Below are 20,635 nucleotides of genomic sequence, written 5' to 3'. Positions count from 1 at the left end.
GTCCTTCTCTCCGACGAGTCAGATCACCAGCCGCCGTACTCGCCAACGTTGTCGCGATCGACGATAGTGGGGTTGAGGAGCGTTACACGATCTGCCGGTTTGTTGCCGCCCACGATCTCCTGTCCAACCTCCAGTGCCTTGAGAGCCATGCCACCTGGATCCTGGGCAGGAGTTGCCCAGAAGTTGGACTTGTCGTCCTTCAGTGCAAGAACCGCCTCGGGTGACCCATCCACGCCGACGATGACGATGCCATCCCGGCCCGCCTGCTGGACGGCCAGGTCTGCGCCCAACCCCTCCGGGTCATTGATCGCAAAGATTCCGTTGACGTCCGCGTTGGCCGTCAGCATGTCGGTGGTCAGGGCCAAACCGCTCGCACGGTCGTTCTTGCCGGCCTGGCGGCCGACAACCATGATGTCCGGGTTCTTAGCGAGCACTTCCTCGCAACCCTTGACACGTTCCTGTGGGGCCGTCGTGGGAGTGCCCTCGACGATGAGGATGTTGCCCTTGCCGCCGAGCTTGTCCACCAGCGACTGGCACGCCAGGCGCCCGGCCTCAACATTGTCCGTTGTCACGGCTGCGTCGGCTCCTGTGGCATCGACGTCCACCGCTACGACGGTCACGCCAGCGGCCTGTGCGCGTGCGACACCGGAGGCGATGCCCTCACTGTCGACGGCATTGATGAGGATCAGATCGACGCCCTGTTGGATGAACGCGTCGATCTGGTCATTCTGTGCCGCAAGATCCTGACGTCCGTCCTGAACGTTCAGCTTGAAGTCCTGCTTCTTCGCTTCTTCGGTCATCGACGTCTGCATCGCAGCGAAGAACGGGTTGGAGATGTCCTGGAGCATGAGGCCGACGCTCTCGACCTTGGCCTTTCCTTCTCCGGGAGTATTTGCGTCGGTCTCGTCGCCGGTGGTGCAGGCCGAGGCCAACAGCGACACCGCAGCGATGGCTACGAGTGTCTTGCGTGGGATGAACTTCATCGTTGCCCCTTGGGTTGGGTTGTCTGCCGGGTTACGAGGGCTCAAGGACAGCCCGGCTTTCATTCTCGTCATTGAGCTGAGCGATAGCTTTACACAGACGAGACAACGTTGTCTAGGATTGTTCACGACTGAGACAAGTTCGTTATGGTCCGACCCAAAGGAGGGATGCGACATGCTGGTACTGGTGGCAGGTCACTGTTGTATGGACATCACACCGGAGCTTGGTGACAGGCGCCCAGGTCTGGAGCCCGGCATCCTCTACCCCGCGGGTCCCCTCCGGTTCAAGGTCGGAGGGTCCGGTCCCAACACCAGCGGGACGTTGCTCGCCCTGGGTGCCGACACCGAACTCGCCGTCACCATGGGTGAAGACGAACTCGGCCAGATCTGCCGCACACAGCTTGCCGCTCGGGGAGGCAGGGTACGCATGGTCGATTCCCCGCTGTCCTCCTCCTACAGCATCGTGGTGGAGCACGGACAACACGACAGAACCTTTTGGCAGCACGAGGGCTCGAACGCCACTTTCGATCCGCGACAGATCGACCTTGACAGTTCGGCACCCGGGGTCCTTCACATCGGCTACCCATCCCTGCTCCCCCTGACCTGCGAACAGCCCAACGCCATGGCCGAAACCTTCGCCGCCGCCAAACAGCGGGGTATCACCACGTCGCTCGACCTGGCCCATGTGGGCGAAGGTTCGGTCGCCTCCAAGGTTGACTGGCGGGCCTGGTTCGCGCTGACCCTGCCGTTCGTCGACGTCTGCACTCCCAGCTGGGACGACGTCACCAGCGCCCTCCACAACCACTCCGAGCCAACCCGAGAGAAGCTCGAGCAGGCTGCCGAGGAGTTGTTGGCCTGGGGGGTGGCAGTGGTGTCCCTCTCCGCGGGGAGTCTCGGTTTCGCACTTCACACTGGTTCGGCGGAGCGCCTGCGCGAGGCGGGGATGGCACTCTCCGGACACGCTGATGCGTGGGCTGACCAGCAACTATGGTTCCCGGCAGACCGCTCGGAAAACCCGGTCACCACAGTCGGAGCCGGTGATTCATTGACGGCCGGACTCCTGCACGCGATCATCAATGGGATGACGCCGATGGAGGCCGGGATGCACGCACGCACCGTGGTCGGACGCCACCTGCGGCAGATCCCGCTCCGATGAACGTGAGCCGTCGCGCCACCCTCACCGACGTGGCACACGAGGCCCGCGTGAGCATCAAGACGGCGTCCCGTGTCCTCAACGGCGTCGAGACCGTCGCTCCACACATGCGAGCTCGGGTGCTGGCCGCCGCATCGCTGCTTGGATATCGCCCCCACCGCGGAGCCGCGACCATGCGCTCAGGCACCTCCGACATGGTCGGCATGATCATCCGGGACATGTCCAACAACTTCTACTCCTCCCTTGCTGCCGGGGCCGCCGACGAGGCGCAGAAACACGGCTGTCTCGTCATCACCTGCAGCTCCGAAGGTTCTTCCGAACGAGAAGCGCAGCTCACCGAAGCCATCTTCTCGCAGCGGCCCCGGGGCCTTCTCATCACGCCGACCTCCATGACGGCGCCCCTGATCTGCACCGAGGTCTCATTCGGCACACCGGTGGTGGCAATCGACGAGCCGCTCGAGGGGCTGGACGTGGACAGCGTCGGATTCGACAACCTCCTCTCGACGCGTGAGGCTGTCACAGCCGCGGTGTCGATCGGTAGGCGGGACTTCGCGATACTCAGCGACAGCGCAGCGCTCAGGACGATGGCGCCCAGGGTCGTGGGGGCCAAGGAAGCGCTTGCCGCGAAGGGGCTGCGTGTCCGACCGGGGATGACAATCCCGGACATCCACACCGAGTCCCAGGCTCGCGCTGCCACCGCACGGATTCTGTCTCTCCCCCGACCACCGGACGCCATTTTCTGCGCCAACAATGTCAGCGCACTGGGCGCGGCCGCAGAGATTCACACATCGGGGCTGAACGTGGCCATCGTCGCATTCGACGAGTTCCCTCTGAGTCACACGCAAAACGGCCCCGTCCTCGTGATCGAGCACGACGACCGCGCCATGGGCGCCATGGCAGCGCAACTGCTCTTCGACAGACTCGCTGATCCCGGTCGTGCCACCAGACACATCGTCGTCGAAACCGCGCTGAGAATTCACTGATGAATCACCAGAACATGCCGTCGACATCTGATTGCCACGCAGCCGCCATCCCACCAGACCCGCGCAAACGCGGAGTCATCTTCGGTGGTGGCGCCGTCGGTCGGGGGTTCATCGGGGAGATTCTTCTTGACGCGGGCTGGAACGTCATCTTCGTCGAGTCCTCCGCCGCGCTCGTCGCGGCGCTGGGAGCAGGCACCTACCGGCACGACACTGTGACCAGTTCTGGAGTGCACCGCAAGACTCTCTCAGGATGCACGGCCGTCTCGGCCCAGGACACCGACGCAGTCCGCCGCGAAGTCCTCGGGGCAGACGTGGTGTTCACCAGCGTCGGCGCCCGAAATTTGCCACAGGTGGCAGCAGCGCTTGCCGCCGGCCTCGCGGATCGTCACGCCAAGGGGTACGGACCACTGGATGTGTTCCTCGCCGAGAACATTCACGACGGTGCCACGATCATGCGCGGCCTGCTGACGGAGGAACTCAGCCGCCAGCAGGTCCCCGACGTCGCTGTCGTCCTGGAGCGGATCGGCATCGTTGAAACCTCTATCGGGCGCATGATTCCCGTCCCGACGGCGGCGCAAGAGAGGCAGCATGCGGCACTCGTGGCTGTCGAGCCGTACCGGCAACTCCCCTTCGACGTGGCTGCATGCCGCGCCGACGTCCCTGACGTCCCCGAGTTACTCGGGCGGCACGACGTGGACTTCTCGTTCTACAGCGACCGCAAGCTCTACATTCACAACCTCGGCCATTGCATGACGGCGTATCTGGGCGCGCTGGCGGGTCAGGATGAGATTGCACCGTCCATCCTGGATCCCCGCATAGCCGGTGTCGTCCGTGGTGCGATGTATGCCACAGCACGATCGCTTTCGAGGAAGTACGGTCAACCCCTTCCGGCCCTCATCCACCACTCGGACGACTTGATGGAGCGATTCGCCAACACTTCTCTGCACGACACAGTGGAGCGGGTCGGACGGGATCCCGAACGCAAATTGAATCCAGGTGAACGGTTTCTCGGTGCACTCTCCCTCACGGCTCAGTGGGGTGAGCCACAGGTGGTGATCCCTGGCGTCGCGCTTGCGGTGCACCAACTGACGCTGTCCAGGCCCAAGGAGAACCCGATGGCCATGGTCGCCCCAGTGCGAGCGGAAGTCTCCCGCATCGTCCCGGACCTGGTGGAGTGCTTCGACGAACTCGTGACCTCGCTGCGCAACGGTGCAGTACTCGACCAGTTCATTGCCTTGCTCGATGTGCCTGCGTCTGAGTAGGCCGAGCGCCCACGGATTGGTGGGCCGTGGGCGCCGTGATCGCCCTCCACGGACATCAGCCGCCCGAGCCCACCGTGCTCCACGGCTGGGCCGGATCATGGATGGCGACGGCCAACGTGGTGTCACTCTGGCCGTAGTAGGCCAACCAGCGGCCCTTGAAGAAGACGAGCCCCTCCACGAACGTGACGTTGGAAACCAACCCGTGTTTCTCCTCGAACGACTGTGGCTCCAGCCACGGCTCCTGCGTGCGGGCCATGACCTTCCTGGGGTTGCTGGGGTCTATGGCGATCTGCCCGCAGCGGTAGTCGACGTCCATCCGGTCACCCCGCCAGCGGCGGATGGCACCGTTGGTGAGCATCACCAGCAGGCCACCGTCGGTGAGAACGGGTGAGGTGCCGATCTCCACGAGGTCCCGGTCGAAGGACCACGGCGTCGGGGTGTACATGGGCTCGGTGTCCCTCGTTCCCGGTGTCCAGTGGATGAGGTCGTCGCTGGTGGCCCAGTAGATGGCGCCCTCGCCGAAGTACATCCACCACGTGCCCTGCATCATGAACGGCACGATGACGCCGGCCTTGCTCCAGCCGTGGCCCCACGGAGCGACGGTGGCGAAGGTGTCGAAGTCCTCGAACAGGGGGCCGTGCTTGGTCCAGGACCGCAGATTCGTGGAGGTGGCCAGACACAATCGGGCTTGGTGTCTGTCCCATCCGGTGTAGGTGAGGTAGTAGGTCCCGTCGATGAACACCACTCGCGGGTCCTCGCACCCGAACCGCTCGTAGTCGTGCTCCGGGGACAGGATCGGCGCTGCCTCCCGCTCGAAGTGGAAGCCATCATCGCTGGTGGCAATGCCGATGTGGGAGACGATGTCCGCCGCATGGGCGCGGTACAGCAGCACCACCTTGTCGTCAACGACCAACGCGGCGGGGTTGTAGAGGTTGGCGGACTCCCAAGTGTCCCCCACGGGGCGCAGGATGGGGTTGTGCTCGTACGGTTCGAACGGCCCCAGCGGGAACGTGGCGTGCTCGAAGATGGAGACGGTGGTCACGGGGCGATCTCCTTGGGGTGGGTCAACCCTTGACGCCGGAGCCGACGTCGGTCGATGTGAAGTAGCGCTGGAACAGGCAGAAGAGCAGGACGACAGGGAACGCCAGCACGCAGGCGCCGGCCAGGATTGCACCATTGGGGTTGGACGCGGTCTGTGACACGTTGGTGATGTAGTTCGCCAGGGCAACAGCCAGCGGCTGCATGGTGACGTCCTTGGTGATGAGGAACGGCCACAGGAACTCGTTCCAGGGCCCGATGAAGGTCACCAGGATGACAGTGACGAACGCGGGGCGCACCAGCGGCAGAGCGATGGACCACAGCGTTCTCAGCTCGCTCGCACCGTCGAGGCGTGCCGACTCGAAGATTGATTCGGGTAGCCCCAGGAAGAACTGCCGGAAGATGAACACCGCTGTGGTGTTGACCAGGAACGGCAGGATGATGCCGATGTGGGTGTCACCCAGGCCGTAGGTGCGTGTGAGAAGCACGTACAACGGGACCATGAGCAACTGGAATGGGATCATCTGGACCAGCAGCATCGCCACGAACACCACGGAGCGACCCCGGAACCGTAGCCGCGCCGACGCATAGCCGGCCAGCAGGCCGAACGTCAGGGTTCCCAGCAGAACACCGATCGTGAAGATGGCGGAGTTCAGGAGTGCGGTCCCCAACGGCACGCGGGAGTTGATGTCGCTGAAGTTGCGTGTGGTCCATCCGCCGATGGGAAAGAGGCTCGACGGGTCATTCGTGGGATTCTCCTGGAACGCCCCGATGACCATGAAGTAGAACGGGAAGATGAACACCAGGGCCGCAGCGGCCAGCGCCACGTGGAGCAGCACACGTCGTCCTCGATCATTCATCGTCACTCCCTCCCCCCACACGATTGGCCAATGCCGACAGGATCCCGACGGCGATCACCAGAACCACCCCGATGGCGGATGCCACGTCGGGATTCGTCTGCTGCAACGCCTTTTGATAGATGAGGAGGACGGGGGTGGCCGACGCACCGTCGGGCCCGCCGCCGTTGGTCAGCAGGTACGGCTCGGTGAACAGGTTCGCCCCGGTGATGATGGCGAGGATCAGCACCAGGACGGTGGCTGAGCGCACCCCCGGCACCGTGACATTCCAGAACTTGCCCAAGGTGCCCGAGCCGTCGATGGATGCCGCCTCGTAGAGTTCTTTGGGGATGGCCTGCAGAGCCGCCAGGTACAACAGGATGTAGAAGCCGAGCTGCTTCCATGCGACGTAGATGGCGATGGACGGCATGGCCAGCTTCGAGTTGATGAGCCATGACGGATCCGGGGCCAGTGGGCCGAGGATGCTGTTGATGAGCCCACCCTGGGAGAAGAGCAGGAGCCACACGCCGATGAGGGACACGCTGGCTGTGACGTAGGGAACGTAGAACGCGACACGGAAGGCGCTCGCCCACCGGATACCGGTGTTGAGGGCAGCGGCAAGAACGATGGACAGGACCACCGTGATGGGCACATTGATCACCAGGAAGATCAGCGTGTTGAGGAACGACCGCAGGACGGCGGGATCGGTGAGGGCCGTCACGTAGTTCTGCAGGCCCACGAAGGGATGCGGGACGCTGACGTTGGGCGCGGTGAAAATGTAGTCGTGGAACGAGATCCAGATGGCCAACCCGAAGGGATAGGCGAACACCACAGCCAGGAAGACTACATACGGTGCGCTGAAAACCAGCCCCAACGGCTGCTTGCCCAGCAGCCGCTCCTTCAGGCTGCGAGAGCGTTGAGGCTCTGTGAACGTGTCATCGGGTGGGCGCTGCGACGTGGTCGAGGTGCTCATTGCACACCTATTGGGAGATGAGGTCGTTGACCGACTTCTCTGCAGCGGCCAATCCGTCCGGAATGGGGGTGGTGCCGAAAATCACGGAGGCGGAGTACTTGTTCCGGAAGTCCTGCCACATCTCCACCGAATTGGCCACGTTGGGAACGTCGACGGTGCGGGACGCCTGACTGGCGAATGCCACATAGTCGGGGTTGGCCTTGAAGTACTCGGGATAGGCCTTTTCCAACCCCGGCCTGATGGGCATCTGTCCCGTCGCCTCCAGGAAAGCGCCGTCGTTCTCCTCGCTGGTGGTGTACTTCAGGAACTCCCACGCGGTGCCGTTGGCCTTGCAGCTCGTGAACATCGAAATGTTCTTGGAGTCGGCAAATGTGTATGTCTCGTCGGCGGTCTTTCCATCCTTGGTGGGGACGGGCATGAAACCGTAATCGATCTTCCCCTTGTACGAGGCGATGGCCCACGGACCGGCCATCTGCATGGCGGCCGCCCCTGTTCCCATGGCGTCGTCGTTCGACTTCTCCTTGGGTGACACGCCATCGGCGTACAGCGTGTGGAAGAACTCCCAGACAGCCTTGCCGTTGTCGTCGTTGAACGTCGCCTTGCCGTCCTTCACGAAGTTGGTGCCGCCGGTCTGCGCGATGTAGACGGGGTAGAAGTCGAACCAGGGCTGGAAGAACTCGCTGGTGGGCGAGGGCCAGATGGCCGCCTTGGCGGCGCCGGAGGACACAATCTTCTGGGAGGCGGCGATGAACTTGTCGAACGTGTCCATGTCCGGCTTCTCGGGGTCGATCCCGGCCTTCTTGAACAGGTCCTTGTTGTACATGACCATCACGGGGTTCGACTTCCACGGCACCTGGAACAGACCGCCGTCCTGACCCTTGTACCCGTTGAGGAGGTCCCCACTGCGCTTGGTGAGGTAGTCCTCGCCGTCCGAGAACGTCTTGAGGTCGATGAGGCCGCCCTGACGCTCCCACTGGGGAGCCGCAGCCGCCGAGATGTTGTACACCAGGCAAGGGGCCGTTCCAGCGGTGATGGCCGCTGTGATGGCCTCCTCCGAACTGGCGCCAGCAGGAATCTCCTGTGCCGTGACCTTCTGGTCGGCATGGTCCTTGTTCCATTGCTCGGTGACGCTCTTGCCCCAGGCAAGCTCTTGCTCGTTGTTGGAGAACCAGACGGTGATGGGTCCGGTTGTGGTGTTCGCAGTCTCCTCCGAACCACCACCACCCCCGTTGCCGCAGGCTGCCAGCAGTAGTGCCGTTGCACCCACCATGGCGGTAATTGCTGTTCGCTTCTTCATTGAAGGCCCCCTTTTGACAAGCTTTGTTCCTGCATGCTAGCCCCATCGGGTGGCATTGACGGGGTAGTTGCGAGATGGATCTACGGAGTCGCGTCCGGTGGTGGAATCTCTGTTGCCCCCACCGCGGATTCCATCGATTCTGCCGTTAAACGCACATGACACTCCCGTCATGGATGACTATTACGGGCAGAGCCTTCCTCACCAGAGGGCTCCCACCCCCCGACGAAAGCAGGTCGACGATGACCACCACGTCAATCACCAGGCTCCGTGCCCGCACCTCGCTGGGGGTGGCCGCTGCACTCTTTCTGACCGGTCTTGGGACGGTACTGGCCAACGGCGCCCCACCCGCAGACGTCAATGTCGTCGTCCAGCCGCTCACCAACCTGGCACACCTCGACTTCCTCGGCGACACCGTCGCACCCCCGGCACAGGAGGGTCACTCCACCTACCGTCAGGAGCAGGAACCCGAACTGGGCGTGCTGTGGACCTACGCCGACAGGCGCGACGGCGGCGTGTACGAACGCGTGGGCGGCGGGCCGTACGACGAGGCCACCGACACCTGGGCGCAGGGCGCCTTCAACACCGACGATCTGACGCGCGCCGCCGTCGTGTACCTCCGCCACTGGAAGGCCACGGGCAACCAGAGCAGCAGGCAACGAGCGTACGAACTCCTGCGCGGCGTCACCTACATGCAGACCACCACCGGCGAGAACGCCGGCAACGTGGTGCTGTGGATGCAGCCCGACGGCACCCTCAACCCGAGTCCGACACCTGTGGAACTGCCGGACCCGAGCGACTCCGACGAGTCCTACTGGCTTGCCCGATCCGTGTGGGCGCTAGGTGAGGGTTACGAGGCATTCGCACAGGAGGACCCCGGGTTCGCCGCATTCCTGGAAGATCGGTTGGACCTGGCGCTGGACGCACTGGAAGAAGCCTCACTCTCCCGGTACGGCCAGTGGGACGTGGCCGACGGGGCGCGCGTCCCGGGGTGGCTCATCGTCGACGGGGCCGACGCCACAGCGGAAGCAATGCTGGGGCTGGCTGCCTACGTCCGCAGCGCGCCCTCCGGGACCACACTGTCGGAGCGTGCGACGGTGGACATGGAGCGCTACGCCGAGGGCGTCGCCGCCATGTCGGCGGGCGACGCGGGGAACTGGCCATTCGGGGCGGTTCTCCAGTGGACGCATTCCCGCTCACTGTGGCACGCATGGTCGTCGCAGATGCCAGCCGGACTGGGCCGGGCGTCTGGCGCCCTTGACTCGCCCGACCCTGCCCTCATGGACGCGGCCCTGCGGGACGCGGCGGTGTTCACGCCCTACCTCCTCACCTCCACAGGGCCCATCAACGGTTGGCAGCCCTCCCCCACGGACCGGACACAGATCGCCTACGGCATCGACTCCAGGTTGCAATCGTTGCTGACGCTGTCCGACGTCGCTGACCGGCCGGGGTTGGCATCCCTGGCATCCATGACCGCCGCCTGGTACTTCGGCGCCAACCGCGCGGGGGCGTCGATGTACGACCCGGCGACAGGCGTCACCTTCGACGGGCTGAACGCCGACGGCGTGGTGAACCAGAACGCGGGTGCGGAGTCGACCATTCACGGTCTCCTGTCGATGATCGCGCTGGATGCGCACCCCGCCGTGGCAGCGGCCGCCCAGACGTTGACGACCTTGACGGGCCAGGACGGCGTGGCTGTGGCCGAAGGCGAGGCCGGCGCCGTCGAGGGTGGCGCTGAGGTGGTGACCCCGGAGTCCTCGTGGACGGGAGAATCCGCATGGAGCGGTGCCGCCTACCTGAAGATGGCCGACGGTGCGCGAAGCACCTGGGTGGTCCCCGCCTCGGACCAGCCCCGACTGGTTCTTCCGGTGGTGGACCTCGTCGACGGGGACTCCGCGTCGTTGAGTTTCTCTGCAGGCGGGCAGTCCCTGGGAACGGTGGACACCGGCGCGGGTGGTGAGCAGGGTGTCACGGAGGCACCCGGATCGCTGGTGCCCGTCACGTTGAAGGGTCTCCTGCCTGCCGGTGGGACGGAGCTGGCAGCAGTCGCCTCGGGTGACGGGGAGGCCGCACAACTGGACGCCGTGCTGCTGATTCCCGTCGTGTCCAGTCTCGTCCTGCGCGACGGGAGCCACGCCACCCGTCTGCTGCACAACGCCACGGACGACGTCCGCCCTGCCCCCATCCAGCAGGATGGCCCCGGCGGCATCATCTGGAGCTCCTACGACCGCACCGGGAAACTGGTCGAGGTGGGTGTCGGGGCACCCGTGATGCTGCAACCGCAGGGTTTCGCCATCGTCGGGGATGCCCCCGCGACAACACCGACGCCCACACCCACCCCCACAGCGTCGGCGTCGGCGTCGGCGTCGGCGTCGCCCACACAGTCGGCGTCACCCACACAGTCGGCGTCACCCACACAGTCGGCGTCACCCACTGCGACGCAGCCGACCCGCCGTCCGACGACGAGGCCCCCGGGCCTGCCGTCGGCGGGTGACTGACGCGGGCGCTACGTGGTCAGGGCTCGCGCTGCGGCTCGGGCCGCAGCCGGGAGGGCTCCGATGATTCTGGACATGGCCCCGTCGTCGTGGGCTGCCGAGAGGAACCATGCCTCGAAGGCCGACGGCGGGAGCGCCACCCGCTGATCCAGCATGGAGTGGAAGAAGCGGGCGAAGGCCGCCGTGTCCTGGTCCCGCGCATCGTCGTAGTCGAGCACGGGCTCGTCGCGGAAGAACACCGAGAACAAGTTGCCAGCGTTCTGCACCACGTGCGGGACACCGGCCGCCGTCAATGCTTCGTCCACCGCGCTCTGCAGCTCCGCGGAGCGACGGTCCACGTGCGCGTACACGGCGTCGTCGGCCAGGTTCAGCGTGGCCATCCCGGCAGCCGTGGCCAGCGGGTTCCCGGACAGCGTCCCCGCCTGGTAGACGGGACCGACGGGGGCAAGCAACTCCATGACGTCGGCGCGTCCACCCAGTGCGGCCAGGGGCATCCCGCCGCCCACGACCTTGCCGAACGTGAAGATGTCCGGGGTGTAGGTGGGGTTCTCGACCCCCGCCTCAACGCCCCACCACCCGGCGGGTCCCACACGGAAGCCTGTCATCACCTCGTCGAAGATCATGAGCGCCCCGTACTGGGCGGTCACTCGCCGGATGGCCTCGTTGAAGCCGGCGGCGGGCGGCACCACACCCATGTTGGCAGGAACGGCCTCGGTGATGACGGCGGCGATCCGCTCCCCCTGCAGGGCGAATGCCCCCTCCAGCGCGGTGACGTCGTTGTAGGGCAGGACGATGGTCTCGGCGGCCGTTGCCGCTGTGACGCCGGCGGAGCCGGGAAGGCCGGCAGTGGCGAGGCCTGAGCCCGCAGCCGCGAGCAGTGCATCGCTGTGGCCGTGGTACAGGCCGGCGAACTTGATGATGAGGTCGCGACCCGTGGCGCCGCGAGCCAGACGGATGGCGGTCATGGTGGCCTCGGTGCCTGTGGAGACGAACCGAACACGTTCAGCCGCAGGAACCCTGTCACGGATCAGCGTCGCCAGGTCCACCTCGGCGGAGGTGGGTGCACCGAAGGACAGGCCGCGCGCAGCAGCGGCCTGCACAGCCCCCACCACCTGTGGGTGCGCATGGCCCAGCAGTGCCGGACCCCAGGAGCAGACAAGGTCCACGTAGTCGACGCCGTCGACGTCGAACACCCGGGGACCCTCGGCGCGGGCCACGAACACGGGCGTGCCACCCACGGACCCGAATGCACGCACCGGGGAGGACACGCCCCCGGGGATGATGGCCCTGGCGCGCGCCATCAGCCGGTCCTGGGTTCCGGTGGTCTTGTTCACTTCAGCCATCCTGCAAGCTCCTTCGCCCAATACGTCAGCACAATGTCCGCGCCGGCGCGCACAATGCTGCCCACCGACTCCTCCACGGCCATCCGTCTGTTGATCCAGCCACGCTCGGCGGCCGCCTCCACCATGGAGTACTCCCCCGACACCTGGTACGCCGCCACCGGCACCTCGGAGATGGCGGCCACGTCGGCCAGCACGTCCAGGTAGTGGCTGGCCGGCTTCACCATCACCATGTCGGCGCCCTCCGCGAGGTCAAGGCGGGTCTCCCGCAGTCCCTCGCGACGGTTGCCGGGGTCCTGCTGATACGTGCGCCGATCACCCTGCAGCGTGGACGCGACCGCTTCACGGAAGGGCCCGTAGAACGCGGAGGCGTACTTGGCGGCGTACGCGAGGATGGCCACGTCGTGGTGCCCGTCAGCGTCCAGCGCCTCGCGGATCACCGCCACCTGGCCGTCCATCATCCCCGACGGTGACACCACGTGCGCCCCCGCCCGTGCCTGGGCCACAGCCATCCGGGCGTACAACTCGAGGGTGGCGTCGTTGTCCACGCGGCCGCCGTCGTCGAGTACCCCGCAGTGGCCGTGGGTGGTGAACTCGTCGAGGCAGGTGTCCACCATGACCACCAGATCATCACCGACGGCGTCCCGCACGGCGTTCACGGCGCGCTGGCCCATGCCCTCGGGCAGCCAGCCGTGGGTGCCCATCTCGTCCTTGTCGGCGTCGTCGGGGACACCGAAGAGCATCACGCCGCCCAGCCCGGCGTGGACGGCCTGCCGTGCAACCTCTGCGACGGAGTGGACGTCGTGGCGCATCACCCCCGGCATGGAGGAGATGGGTGCGGCGTCTCGACCGACGAACAGCGGCCACACGAGTTGGTGGGGGTGCAGACGGGTCTCGGCCACCAGCCGGCGCATGGCCGGGGTGGTGCGCAGACGGCGTGGGCGGATGGTGGGGGTCATGCCTGGCCCTTCGTGAGGATGTCGGTGAGGGCGCCCACGACGGAGTCCGGGTCCTGGCTGGACACGACAGCGTTGGGGACGCCGAGCTTGGCCAGCACCATGGCGGTGGGCTGCCCGAAGGCCAGCACCCGGGTGGCGGGCGGCCAGCCCAGCAGGTCGTCGATGGCGCGGGCGATGGAACCGGAGGTGACCACGACGGCGTCGAACTCGCCGGCGCTCCAGCGGTCCCACAGGTCGGGGCTCGGTGCATGCACCGGGTCGACGGTGTAGATGGGTAACGCTTGTGCGTCCCACCCCTTGTGGCGCAGACCGTCCACCAGTTCCGTCGATGACAACGCGGAGCCCGGGATCACCACGCGACCGGTGCCCTCGGGAAACACGCGCAGCAGGTCGGCGGCGCTGGAGGGCCCGTCCGGGACGAGGTCGACGGTGTGGCCGGCGGCCTCGAGCGCACGGGCTGTGGCCGCGCCCACGGCGGCGACGCGGGCGCCCTCGGGGATGCGCCAGCCAATTTCGATCAACGTGTCGACGGTGCGGGCTGAGGTGATGGCCACCCAGTCCGCACCTGCCAGGGTCCCCCTGACCGGCAGGGTGCGGCGCTGGATCAATGGCTCGCAGAACACCGACGGGCCGGCCGCCTCGATGGCGGCGCTCAGGCCACCCTCCTCCCGTGGAAGGAACACGCTGGCGGAGCGGAGTTGGGTGCCGCGCGGCCACAGGTCTCCCCCCGCGTGAGCGTCCTCGCGAATGTCACGGAAAATGTTTCCCTGCGTGGTCTCCGGGGCGTCGTCGTGCAGGTCCTCCAGTCGCGATTCCCGTGCCGCAGAGATGTCACAGATGTCACCGGCACCGCGAATCACCAGTTCCTGGGCCATCCACTGCCCTGCGGCCTCGGGAGTGGAGACGGACACGGAGAGGATCAGGTTCCGGCTGCCGTCGAGGGCGAACACACCGCCGGTGAGGTGGGGGGTGTCGGGTTGGTCGCCCTCCGATGCGCCGGCGACGACGTTGCGAACACTTAGCGTGCGGGCGGAGGGTCCAGCACTCAGGGAGGCGGAGGGTTGACCGGCGCCCACGGTGCGGGTCGAGGAGGAGCCCCCCACGGACTGGGCGGGCGTGCCGAGTGCGGCGATGGGGGCGGCGCAACCGCCGCCCAGCGCCTTCAGCAGCGCCCGTTCGGCCGTGACTGCGGTGCGGGTGTCGGCATGATCCAGCAGCTCGAGTACCTCAATGACTGCACGGTTGTCGCGACGGCACTCCAGCGCAAGCGCCCCCTGGCCGGGCGACGGCAGGATGTCCAGGATCTCGGAGATGCGGTCGTGCAGCCCCAGACGGTTCAGCCCGGCGGCTGCCAGGACGACGGCGTCGAGATCGCCGGGAGCCACCCGGGACAGGCGGGTGTCGATGTTGCCGCGGATGTCCACGTAGTCCAGATCCGGGCGGATCCCGCGGAGTTGGGCGATGCGGCGCGGCGAGCCGGTACCCACCCGCGCCCCGGGGGCAAGTTCGGCGAGACGACGGTCGTCACGGGAGCACAGGGCATCGCGGGGGTCCTCCCGCTCGGGGATGGCCGCCACCAGCAGGCCGGGGACGCCGTCGACGGGCAGGTCCTTCAGGGAATGGACGGCGAAATCACACTCGCCCTCCAGCAGTGCGCGTCGTAGTTCGGCGGCGAACACTCCGAGGCCCGCCATGGCCAGGAGGGATCCGCGTGCCTTGTCGCCATGGGTTCTGATGCGCACCAACTCCACCTCGTGTCCGAGTGCCCGCAGGGCGTCGGCCACGTGTGTGGACTGGGTGACGGCGAGGGTGGAGCCGCGAGTTCCGAGTCGGAGTTTCATGCCACCACATCCTGCGCGGCCTTGACGACGGCGGCGATGCCGTTGCCAGCCACCCACGCCCCGGTCACCGCAAGGCCGTCGACGTGGGCCAACCCCTCGGTGAGCACCGCGAGGTCTTCGGGGGGCATGGCCGTCGGCATCTCCCAGTCGAGTACGGCAAAGTCCACCACGTCGCGCTCCGCCAGTTCGATGCCGAGCAGGAGGGACGCATCGGCGAGGGCCTGCGTGAGGGTCGGGGATGCGGCGTAGGCGAGTCGCACCACATGGCGTCCGTCGTGGCCAGCCCACGGCCACTTCACGGAGTAGTGGGTGAGTGCGCGGGCCACCAGTCGAGGGTCCCGACGACCGACGATGACCCCCGACCCCACGGGTCCGGACGCCAGACCCGGGTGGCGCAGCGACAGCAGCGCCTGGAAGCTGGGATGGGTGGGTGGCATCTCGAACGAGATACCGAGCGGCGTGAGCAACCGCTCAGCGGCACGTGCTCCGACGGCCAGCAACACCCTGTCGGCGCGCAATGGCCCGGAGCGGGTGCGGATCTCCCAGCCGTAGCCGTCGCGCTGCACCTGCCGCACGTCGAGCCCGGTGTGGATCCGTCCTCCCAGTCGTTGGATGTCGGCGGCCAGCGCGTCGATGAGTCGGAAGAGACCCCCGACGGGTTGCGCCACGGCGGCCTTCCCGGGCTGACGTATCGCTGACACTGCGGCCATGAGAGATCCGTGCTCCCGCATGGCGTCACGCAATCCGGGTGCCGACCTGTCCACGTCCATGTCGTACGGGGAGCGACCGTAGACGCCGCGTGTCACGGGCTCCACGAGCCTCTCCACCACTGCACGTCCCAGACGGGCCTCGACAAGCGGGCCCAGACGCGTCTCGTCGGCGGCGACGTCGCCGCCCATGATGGCGTCGCGACCCGCCTCGGCGCGCTCCTCAGGGGTCAGTGCGCCAAGGAGGGATGGGTCGTCGAGACTGCCGGGGATGCCCAGCACCCCGTTGGCCATGGGCCACACGTGCGGCGCCTCAGGCCACCAGATGTGTGGCTGGCCCTGAGGCTCAGCCACCTCCAGGCCCAATTCGGCGCAGAGGTCGGCCACAATGCTCGTGCGCACGGCGAATGCCTCGGCGCCGCCGTCGACGAGGGTTCCGCCCAGGGGTTGGCGTGCCACGAGCCCGCCCAGGAAGTCGTCGGCCTCGTACAGGTCAACCGACTCGCCCGCCTGCAGGAGTTCACGGGCCGCCACCAGCCCGGCGAGGCCGCCGCCGACGACGACGGCACTCACAGTGAGTGGACGAGGTCGACGAGGCGGGTCAGTACGTCAGGATCTGTGTCGGGTGGCACGCCATGACCGAGGTTGACGACGTGCGCCGGGGCACGTCGCCCACGCTCCACGACGTCGCGGGTGTGAGCCTCCAGGGCGTCCCAGCCGGCCGCCAGCAGCGCCGGGTCGATGTTGCCCTGCAGAGGCAGTCCCGGCAGCGCCTCTGCGGCCTCGTCGAGCGGTGTCCGGTAGTCGATGCCCATGGCCTCGACGCCGCAGGCGGCCATGTCCCCGAGCAGGTGTCGCGTGCCCGTGCCGAAATGGATGCGTGGCACCCTGCCCTCGACGGCCGCGAGTGCGGCGGCGGAATGCGGGGCGACGTGCTCCACGTAGTCGGCCCGTGACAGGGATCCGGCCCAGGAGTCGAACAACTGCACCACGCGTGCACCGGCGTCCACCTGCACCTTCAGGAACTCCCCCGAGATCCGGCCGCACCACTCGAGCAGCCGGCGCCAGGACTCTGGATCGGCGTGCATCATGGCCCGCGCAGCGAGGTGGTCCCGCGTCCCGCGACCCTCCACCAGATACGCGGCCAGGGTGAATGGTGCACCGGCGAAACCGATGAGCGGCGTCGCCTCCCCAAGCTCCGCGCACACCAGTGCAATGGCTTCGGAGATGGGGCTCGCGTCACTGATCTCGTGGGCCACGAGGGCGTCGACGTCGGAGGCATTCCGGACGGGATGTTCGATTACTGGGCCCACGTTGGCGACGATGTCGACGCCCACCTCCGCCAGCTTCAGGGGGGTCATGATGTCGGAGAAGAAGATGGCCGCGTCCACTGCGTGACGGCGCACGGGCTGCAGGGTGATCTCCGCAGCCAGTTCCGGGCGCAAACAGGCATCCAACATGGCGACGCCGCGTCGCACCTTTTTGTACTCGGGGAGCGACCTGCCTGCTTGGCGCATGAACCACACGGGGAGTCGCTGGGGGCGCTGCCCGGACAGGGCCTGGAGCAGAGGGGGCACATCAAAGGAAGTCACGGGTTCGATTCTGCCCCATGGGGAAAACCGTGGTTCACTGGGCCCATCGTGAACCTCCGAATCTTCTCCATTCAGCACGACACCCACGGCCTCGCCGAGGTGCAGCGTGCATCAGAGAATGCGCCCCTCCTGGCGGACCAGCTGCGTGAGATCCGGGACGTGGACGGCGTCGTCGTCCTCGCCACGTGCAACCGCGTGGAAGTCCTCCTCGACGCCCCCACGCTCACCACCGCCCACGCGCGGCTGCGTCTCTCCCGGGTCGGTGCAGCGCCCATGGCCTGGGATGTCCGTGAAGGCGACGAGGCGCTCACGCACCTCTTCCGCGTCGCTGCTGGCTTGGAGTCCATGGTGGTGGGCGAGCGGGAAATCGCCGGCCAGTTGCGCCGTGCGCTCAACGACGCCCAGGACAACGGCCACGCCAGCCCGTCGGTCACCCTGTGCGTGGAGGAGGCTCTGCGCACGTCGCGACGCATCGCCCGCGAGACATCCCTGCATGCGGCCGGCCGATCCGTCGTCTCCGAGGGTCTGGACATGCTCGGTCCGCTCGACTGGGCCAGCCAGCGCGTCCTCGTGGTGGGTACCGGATCCTTCGCCGGCGCGGTGGTCAGCGCCGTGCGCTCACGGGGCGCCCGGAATCTGAGGGTCCACTCCTCCTCCGGACGCGGTCCGCGGTTCGCCGAATCACACCAGATGGTCTGCGTCGACGACCTGCCCCGCGCCCTGCACGACGCCGACGTCATCGTCACCTGCCGTGGCACCGGTGGCCACACCATCACGGCCGACATGCTGGCCTGCCCTCGGCCCGTGGCCGTCATCGATCTGTCCCTGTCGCGAGACGTCGCCCCGGAGGTGGCCGCGCTGCCGCATGTCACCGCCGTGGACCTTGCCCTCATCCAGCGAGACGTCGCACCCCGGTGGGACCGGGACACGGAACACGCCGCCGCACTGGTGTCCGAGGGCGTGGAGGGTGCGCTGGCCCGGATGCGGTCCCGGCTGGTGGATCCCGCCGTCGTCGAGCTGCGTCAAGCCGTCCTCGAACTGGTGGCCGACGAGGTCGAGCGTCTCCCCCGCGGACGATCCCTCGACCGCGACGAGTGCGCCCACGCCCTCCGCCGCCTCGCAACCCGGCTGCTCCACACCCCCTCGATGCGCGCCCGCGAGGCAGCCGAGGCCGGCCGCAGCGAGGAGTACCTCAGCGCATTGAACGAGGTCTACGGCATCAGCGCCGCCGCCCCCTCCCCTGAACTCAACCCCGATGACCTTGAATCGCAGCACTGCCCCGTCACCGGACTGGCTCTCAGCGATCTCGATCCCCGCCCACGTCTGGAGGCAATGTGAACGCCGATCTCAGCCCGTACACCGCAGTCCTGGTCACCTCATACGGCGGCCCCAACGAACCCGACGACGTCCTGCCGTTCATGCGCAACGCAACAGCCGGCCGCGGGATCCCTGACGAGCGCCTCCTCGAGGTCTCCGAGCACTACATGATGTTCGGCGGCCGCTCCCCCATCAATGAGCTCAACGCGCGGCTGCTGGACCATGTACGCGCGGAATTGGATCGACGCGGGCTCGACGTGCCCGTCGTCATCGGGAACCGCAACTGGCTGCCCTACAACGCCGAGACCGTTGGTCAGTTGGCTGCCGATGGGCACCGTCGCGTGGTGGGCATGGCCACCTCCGCCTATGGGTCCTACTCGGGCTGCAGGCAGTACAGGGAGGACATGCAGGCCGCGGAGGCCAGCACGGATGGCGTCGTGTCGATCGACAAGATCACGCCCTACTCCGACCGTGACGGCTTCGTCAACGCCAATGCCCGCTCACTCGTGGCAGCCGTCCGTGACCTGCGGGGACGCATCGGCGACGACGCCCTGCGCGTCCTGTTCGTCACGCACTCCATCCCCATCAGCATGAACGCCACCTCAGGCATCGTCCGTGGCACCTACGAAACGCAGCATCTGCGTGTGGCCACGCGGGTGGCTGCCATCGCCTCTGCGGAACTCGGTGAAACCCTCGAGTGGGAGCTGACGTACTGCTCCCGCTCCGGGCCTCCGCACGTCCCATGGCTGGAACCCGACATCAACGACCGCATGGCCGAGGTGAAGGAGGAGGGGATCGCTGGCGTCGTGGCCGCCCCCATAGGGTTCCTCAACGACCACATGGAAGTGCTCTACGACCTCGACACCGAGGCTCGTGCCACCGCCAGGGAACTCGAACTGCCGTTCCAACGTGCCGCCACCGTGAACGACGACCCCGAGTTCCACGCCCTCCTCGTGGACCTGCTGCTTGAGCGCGCCGCCGCCGCCCGCGGCGAACTGGACGACGTCACCTGCGCCGCCCAGACCTGCCCGGTGGACTGCTGCAAGGCGCCCCCGCGTCACACCCGCCCGCCGGCAAGCACCCCCACCGCAGAAGGAGCCACCGTATGACAGTCCACCCCGGCCGCGACGCCCGCGACGAGACCGACGTCGACATCGAGGCCATCAACGCCATGCCGTTGTACGCCCTGTACTCGGTGTTCAGGACGTCATCACCGCTGGCGGCCGACGTTGGCGCCGGCTCACTGCAGGCGGCCATCGAAGCCACGGGTGTGACGGTCCGCGGTTTCTACGATGTGGGCGGCTTCCGTGCCGACGCCGACCTCATGGTCTGGACAACAGCGCATGACCCCGCCCAACTTCAGGCCGGCTACCACGCCATCCGCACCAGCGGCCTGGGCAGGTTTCTGGATCCCGTGTGGTCCGTCATGGGCGTCCACCGCCCCGCCGAGTTCAACCGCATGCACGTGCCGTCGTGCTTCGCCGGCTTCGCGCCGCGGCCGTGGTTGTGCGTGTACCCGTTCGTCCGTAGCTATGAGTGGTACTACCTGGACAACGACCATCGCTCGAAGATGCTGTATGAGCACGGGATCGCGGGTCGCGAGTTCCCCGACGTGGTCGCCTCCACACTGTCGAGCTTCGCCCTGAACGACTATGAATGGATTCTGGCGTTCGAGGCCGACGAACTCCACCGCCTCACGGACGCCATGCGCCACCAGCGCTCCGTTGAGGCACGACTCCACGTACGGGAGGAGACGCCGTTCTACACCGGGCCCCGCGTCGAGTTGCCGGAGTGGGTGTCCCGCCAACCCACTGTCTGACCCCCGGCCGTCACGTGGTGCAGGAGTCCGATCGGGCAGAGAGCTT

17 protein-coding genes and 1 pseudogene are annotated in these 20,635 nt (G+C 67.0%); 7 read left to right on the top strand and 11 right to left on the bottom strand.

What is annotated here, in order from left to right; genetic code table 11:
- Nucleotides 1–23: 23 nt before the first annotated feature.
- A complete protein-coding gene (locus EAX62_RS08900; RefSeq protein WP_121901329.1) occupies nucleotides 24–983 on the bottom strand; it encodes an ABC transporter substrate-binding protein in 960 nt (319 codons plus the stop codon).
- Between the two features lie 172 nt (nucleotides 984–1,155).
- Between EAX62_RS08900 and EAX62_RS08895 the strand changes: the two genes are divergently transcribed.
- Genes EAX62_RS08895 through EAX62_RS08885 form a run of 3 tightly spaced genes read left to right on the top strand, consistent with a single transcriptional unit; the run spans nucleotide 1,156 to nucleotide 4,378 of the window.
- Nucleotides 1,156–2,136, top strand: a complete 981-nt coding sequence (locus tag EAX62_RS08895) for a carbohydrate kinase family protein (RefSeq protein WP_158600604.1) — start codon at nucleotides 1,156–1,158, stop codon at nucleotides 2,134–2,136.
- Nucleotides 2,133–3,116 (top strand): LacI family DNA-binding transcriptional regulator, encoded by a 984-nt coding sequence (locus tag EAX62_RS08890; protein ID WP_121901327.1) that lies wholly within the window; start codon nucleotides 2,133–2,135, stop codon nucleotides 3,114–3,116. The genes EAX62_RS08895 and EAX62_RS08890 overlap by 4 nt, the downstream gene beginning before the upstream one ends.
- A complete protein-coding gene (locus tag EAX62_RS08885; protein WP_121901326.1) occupies nucleotides 3,116–4,378 on the top strand; it encodes a mannitol dehydrogenase family protein in 1,263 nt (420 codons plus the stop codon). Before EAX62_RS08890 ends, EAX62_RS08885 begins: the two co-directional genes overlap by 1 nt.
- A 55-nt stretch (nucleotides 4,379–4,433) precedes the next feature.
- On the opposite strand, the gene EAX62_RS08880 is transcribed toward EAX62_RS08885, so the two are convergent.
- From EAX62_RS08880 to EAX62_RS08865, 4 genes are read right to left on the bottom strand one after another with little or no spacing between them, the layout of a single operon-like run.
- A complete protein-coding gene (locus EAX62_RS08880; protein WP_199711215.1) occupies nucleotides 4,434–5,420 on the bottom strand; it encodes a glycoside hydrolase family 130 protein in 987 nt (328 codons plus the stop codon).
- A 22-nt stretch (nucleotides 5,421–5,442) separates the two neighbouring features.
- A complete protein-coding gene (locus tag EAX62_RS08875) occupies nucleotides 5,443–6,276 on the bottom strand; it encodes a carbohydrate ABC transporter permease (protein ID WP_121901324.1) in 834 nt (277 codons plus the stop codon).
- Entirely contained in the window at nucleotides 6,269–7,225 is a 957-nt protein-coding gene (locus EAX62_RS08870; RefSeq protein ID WP_121901323.1) for a carbohydrate ABC transporter permease, read from the bottom strand. The genes EAX62_RS08875 and EAX62_RS08870 overlap by 8 nt, the downstream gene beginning before the upstream one ends.
- Nucleotides 7,226–7,232: 7 nt before the next feature.
- Nucleotides 7,233–8,522 (bottom strand): extracellular solute-binding protein, encoded by a 1,290-nt coding sequence (locus tag EAX62_RS08865; RefSeq protein ID WP_121901322.1) that lies wholly within the window; start codon nucleotides 8,520–8,522, stop codon nucleotides 7,233–7,235.
- A gap of 239 nt (nucleotides 8,523–8,761) precedes the next feature.
- Between EAX62_RS08865 and EAX62_RS08860 the strand changes: the two genes are divergently transcribed.
- Nucleotides 8,762–11,017 (top strand): hypothetical protein, encoded by a 2,256-nt coding sequence (locus EAX62_RS08860; RefSeq protein ID WP_121901321.1) that lies wholly within the window; start codon nucleotides 8,762–8,764, stop codon nucleotides 11,015–11,017.
- An 8-nt stretch (nucleotides 11,018–11,025) separates the two neighbouring features.
- On the opposite strand, the gene hemL is transcribed toward EAX62_RS08860, so the two are convergent.
- From hemL to hemE, 6 genes and pseudogenes are all read right to left on the bottom strand, one after another.
- On the bottom strand, nucleotides 11,026–12,357 hold the full coding sequence (hemL, locus tag EAX62_RS08855; protein WP_121901320.1) for a glutamate-1-semialdehyde 2,1-aminomutase: 1,332 nt from the start codon (nucleotides 12,355–12,357) through the stop codon (nucleotides 11,026–11,028).
- On the bottom strand, nucleotides 12,345–13,268 hold the full coding sequence (gene hemB / locus EAX62_RS08850) for a porphobilinogen synthase (protein WP_233557905.1): 924 nt from the start codon (nucleotides 13,266–13,268) through the stop codon (nucleotides 12,345–12,347). The genes hemL and hemB overlap by 13 nt, the downstream gene beginning before the upstream one ends.
- 41 nt (nucleotides 13,269–13,309) lie before the next feature.
- On the bottom strand, nucleotides 13,310–13,996 hold the full coding sequence (locus EAX62_RS17520; protein WP_407703324.1) for a uroporphyrinogen-III synthase: 687 nt from the start codon (nucleotides 13,994–13,996) through the stop codon (nucleotides 13,310–13,312).
- Nucleotides 13,997–14,119: 123 nt separating this feature from the next.
- Nucleotides 14,120–15,154: pseudogene (gene hemC / locus EAX62_RS17515) on the bottom strand (hydroxymethylbilane synthase); the annotation flags it as partial.
- On the bottom strand, nucleotides 15,151–16,434 hold the full coding sequence (locus EAX62_RS08840; protein WP_121901317.1) for a protoporphyrinogen/coproporphyrinogen oxidase: 1,284 nt from the start codon (nucleotides 16,432–16,434) through the stop codon (nucleotides 15,151–15,153). The gene EAX62_RS08840 and the pseudogene hemC, both read right to left, overlap by 4 nt.
- Nucleotides 16,431–17,462: a uroporphyrinogen decarboxylase gene (gene hemE, locus EAX62_RS08835; RefSeq protein ID WP_199711248.1), complete on the bottom strand. Its 1,032-nt coding sequence runs from the start codon at nucleotides 17,460–17,462 to the stop codon at nucleotides 16,431–16,433. The genes EAX62_RS08840 and hemE overlap by 4 nt, the downstream gene beginning before the upstream one ends.
- 39 nt (nucleotides 17,463–17,501) lie before the next feature.
- Here hemE and EAX62_RS08830 point away from each other — a divergent pair, with 39 nt between their 5' ends.
- From EAX62_RS08830 to hemQ, 3 genes are read left to right on the top strand one after another with little or no spacing between them, the layout of a single operon-like run.
- Nucleotides 17,502–18,791 (top strand): glutamyl-tRNA reductase, encoded by a 1,290-nt coding sequence (locus EAX62_RS08830; RefSeq protein WP_158600603.1) that lies wholly within the window; start codon nucleotides 17,502–17,504, stop codon nucleotides 18,789–18,791.
- Complete coding sequence (locus EAX62_RS17145) at nucleotides 18,788–19,879, top strand: ferrochelatase (protein WP_121901315.1); 1,092 nt, start codon at nucleotides 18,788–18,790, stop codon at nucleotides 19,877–19,879. The genes EAX62_RS08830 and EAX62_RS17145 overlap by 4 nt, the downstream gene beginning before the upstream one ends.
- Nucleotides 19,876–20,589 carry a hydrogen peroxide-dependent heme synthase gene (hemQ, locus tag EAX62_RS17140; RefSeq protein ID WP_121901314.1) on the top strand — a complete coding sequence of 238 codons (714 nt, stop codon included), beginning with the start codon at nucleotides 19,876–19,878 and terminating at the stop codon, nucleotides 20,587–20,589. The genes EAX62_RS17145 and hemQ overlap by 4 nt, the downstream gene beginning before the upstream one ends.
- The last annotated feature ends 46 nt before the right edge of the window (nucleotides 20,590–20,635 follow it).

It is taken from the genome of Tessaracoccus antarcticus (assembly GCF_003688855.1).
Taxonomy (GTDB): domain Bacteria; phylum Actinomycetota; class Actinomycetes; order Propionibacteriales; family Propionibacteriaceae; genus Arachnia; species Arachnia antarctica.
The sequence above is the reverse complement of the archived record's forward strand: the minus strand, read 5'-3'. Positions and strand labels throughout refer to the sequence as shown.

Coding starts and splice junctions, on each gene's coding strand:
- EAX62_RS08885 (WP_121901326.1), top strand. CDS start 3,116: ATGAATCACCAGAACATGCCGTCGACATCTGATTGCCACGCAGCCGCC.
- EAX62_RS08890 (WP_121901327.1), top strand. CDS start 2,133: ATGAACGTGAGCCGTCGCGCCACCCTCACCGACGTGGCACACGAGGCC.
- hemB (WP_233557905.1), bottom strand. CDS start 13,268: ATGCGCCGGCTGGTGGCCGAGACCCGTCTGCACCCCCACCAACTCGTG.
- EAX62_RS08895 (WP_158600604.1), top strand. CDS start 1,156: ATGCTGGTACTGGTGGCAGGTCACTGTTGTATGGACATCACACCGGAG.
- EAX62_RS08900 (WP_121901329.1), bottom strand. CDS start 983: ATGAAGTTCATCCCACGCAAGACACTCGTAGCCATCGCTGCGGTGTCG.
- hemL (WP_121901320.1), bottom strand. CDS start 12,357: ATGGCTGAAGTGAACAAGACCACCGGAACCCAGGACCGGCTGATGGCG.
- hemQ (WP_121901314.1), top strand. CDS start 19,876: ATGACAGTCCACCCCGGCCGCGACGCCCGCGACGAGACCGACGTCGAC.
- EAX62_RS08870 (WP_121901323.1), bottom strand. CDS start 7,225: ATGAGCACCTCGACCACGTCGCAGCGCCCACCCGATGACACGTTCACA.
- EAX62_RS08865 (WP_121901322.1), bottom strand. CDS start 8,522: ATGAAGAAGCGAACAGCAATTACCGCCATGGTGGGTGCAACGGCACTA.
- EAX62_RS08875 (WP_121901324.1), bottom strand. CDS start 6,276: ATGAATGATCGAGGACGACGTGTGCTGCTCCACGTGGCGCTGGCCGCT.
- EAX62_RS08860 (WP_121901321.1), top strand. CDS start 8,762: ATGACCACCACGTCAATCACCAGGCTCCGTGCCCGCACCTCGCTGGGG.